Source organism: Candidatus Protochlamydia phocaeensis (assembly GCF_001545115.1).
Taxonomy (GTDB): domain Bacteria; phylum Chlamydiota; class Chlamydiia; order Chlamydiales; family Parachlamydiaceae; genus Protochlamydia_A; species Protochlamydia_A phocaeensis.
This window is the reverse complement of sequence record NZ_FCNU01000013.1, coordinates 1-1,843: the sequence shown is the minus strand read 5'-3', so window position 1 is coordinate 1,843 and position 1,843 is coordinate 1. Positions and strand designations below refer to the sequence as shown.

Genomic DNA, 1,843 nt, shown 5'->3' with positions numbered 1-1,843 from the left:
TTGGCCATAAATCAAATAGCTCATCGGCTACAAAATCCATGCTCCAACACTCATTTTTGCAGCTTGCCAAGTTCGGCAATAGACGAGTCTTAAGACTGACCCTTCTTTTGGGAATCTTATTCCTCATTTTTGTATAATCTATAAACCCGCTTATGATTGATCTTCCATCCCTCTCTTTGCAATAGCGTATGAATACGCCTGTAGCCATATCTCACTCGTATTGAAGCAATTTCTTTAATTTTTAGCGTCAAAACAGCCTGGTCTCGCGCAACTGATTTATAGTAAAAGGAAGACCGATGAATCTTTAAAACCTTGCAAGCCTTCCTTTCGCTTAGTTTATAGTTATAGCAAATTTGCCTGACTAAAACTCGCTGACGAGCAGGCTTTAAAGCTTTTTTGAAAGAACATCCTGTAAAATCTGGCGATCTAAAGTCAGATCCGCCACCAGCCTTTTCAGACGGCTGTTTTCTTCTTCAAGCTGTTTAAGCCGTCTTACTTCTGATGGCATCAATCCACCAAATTTGCTTTTCCATTTATAAAATGTGGCTTCCGCTATTCCCATCTTGCGACAGATCTCAGAAACGGCTGTTCCCATTTCTGCTTGTTTCAAGGCAAATGCAATTTGCTCATCTGTAAACTTACTTTTTTTTCATATCAATCTCCCATTTTAAATGTCTTTATTCATAAAATTTTTCTCATTTAAAATGGTCCAGATTTTCGGGAACAGACCAACCGTTGCACACTTGCACTTGCATAGCTGAAAGCTTTCATTAAAACTCAGAGAAATTTATCCGAGTTAGAGCACTTGAAATATTTCAATTTCTTTTCATAAACCAAATAATTACCTTACTGAACTTCTTCCCATTAGCTGTTATTGTTAATTTTCATATCCTGAGGAGTATTATCAAATTGAAAATTGCTGAGTTGATCATGCAAACTTATGAATTCGACTTTTTTTTTAACCAAACGTGATTACGACCAAAATGTTGAAATTGATACAATCGAGAATAATCATAGCCATGAGGATTGTTTGGATTAAAAGGTGCGCCTTTTTCGATTAAGAGGTTAGCATTTTCAAACTGTCCATAGTTAATGGCCATTTGTAAAGGACTCAATCCACTATGATCGCGATATAAAACATCAGCACCTCTTTCAATTAATAAGCGGGCTGCTTCAGAATATCCTTCTTTTAATGCCATCTGTAGCGGACGATGGCCATTCCGTGAATTATCATTTACATCTGCACCAGCAATAATTGCTGCCTGCACTTGATCAAGTAATTTTTTTCCACTTAATTCAGCAATTATATTCCCAATAGAAATCATATTCATTTCTACAAGATATGAGTTAATTTCTCGAATTGCTTCTTGTATGTCTTTTGGAAGTCCAAGATCTTCACTCTTCTCTCCAAGACCCTGAAGATGGGCGATCCATAGCTTTTGAATGCGCTTAAATTCATCTTCACTGAAGACGATAAGTTCAAATATTGTTCCTCGATTCTGAAATGTGTGTGTTATGGCTGTTTTAAGATTATCTTGCTGAATTAAAGTTGAATTTCTGGTTAATAACACAAGATCGTGATAGTCTTTCATACGACTATTGATAGCACCCTTTGAAAGTACCGTTTCTAGCTTTTCAGCAAAAATAGTTTCTGGTGGATATGCAAGTAATGAAATTTCTTTTTCAAAAATTGGTTTCCCTTTATATTCAAAAAAATGGTAGTTCCCAACAAGTAATGCTAAAAAGAGCTTGAAATAAGAACAAATACCAGCTTTCCTAGATAGAAAATTTATCAAGGAAATGAAAATGAATCTAAATTGTCCAAGCTGTAACTCTGAATGTA

Annotated in this window: 2 protein-coding genes and 1 pseudogene; all 3 read right to left on the bottom strand. The window is 35.7% G+C overall.

Annotation, left to right across the window (positions count from 1 at the left end; all coding sequences use genetic code 11):
- Nucleotides 1-116: 116 nt before the first annotated feature.
- Nucleotides 117-302: an IS3 family transposase gene (locus BN3769_RS15235; protein WP_420885318.1), complete on the bottom strand. Its 186-nt coding sequence runs from the start codon at nucleotides 300-302 to the stop codon at nucleotides 117-119.
- Nucleotides 303-385: 83 nt separating this feature from the next.
- Nucleotides 386-637, bottom strand: a pseudogene (locus BN3769_RS05690) (transposase); the annotation flags it as partial.
- A gap of 301 nt (nucleotides 638-938) precedes the next feature.
- Nucleotides 939-1,843, bottom strand: a 905-nt coding sequence (locus tag BN3769_RS14915; RefSeq protein WP_195155556.1) for a nucleotidyl transferase AbiEii/AbiGii toxin family protein, incomplete at its 5' end; no start/stop codon positions are given.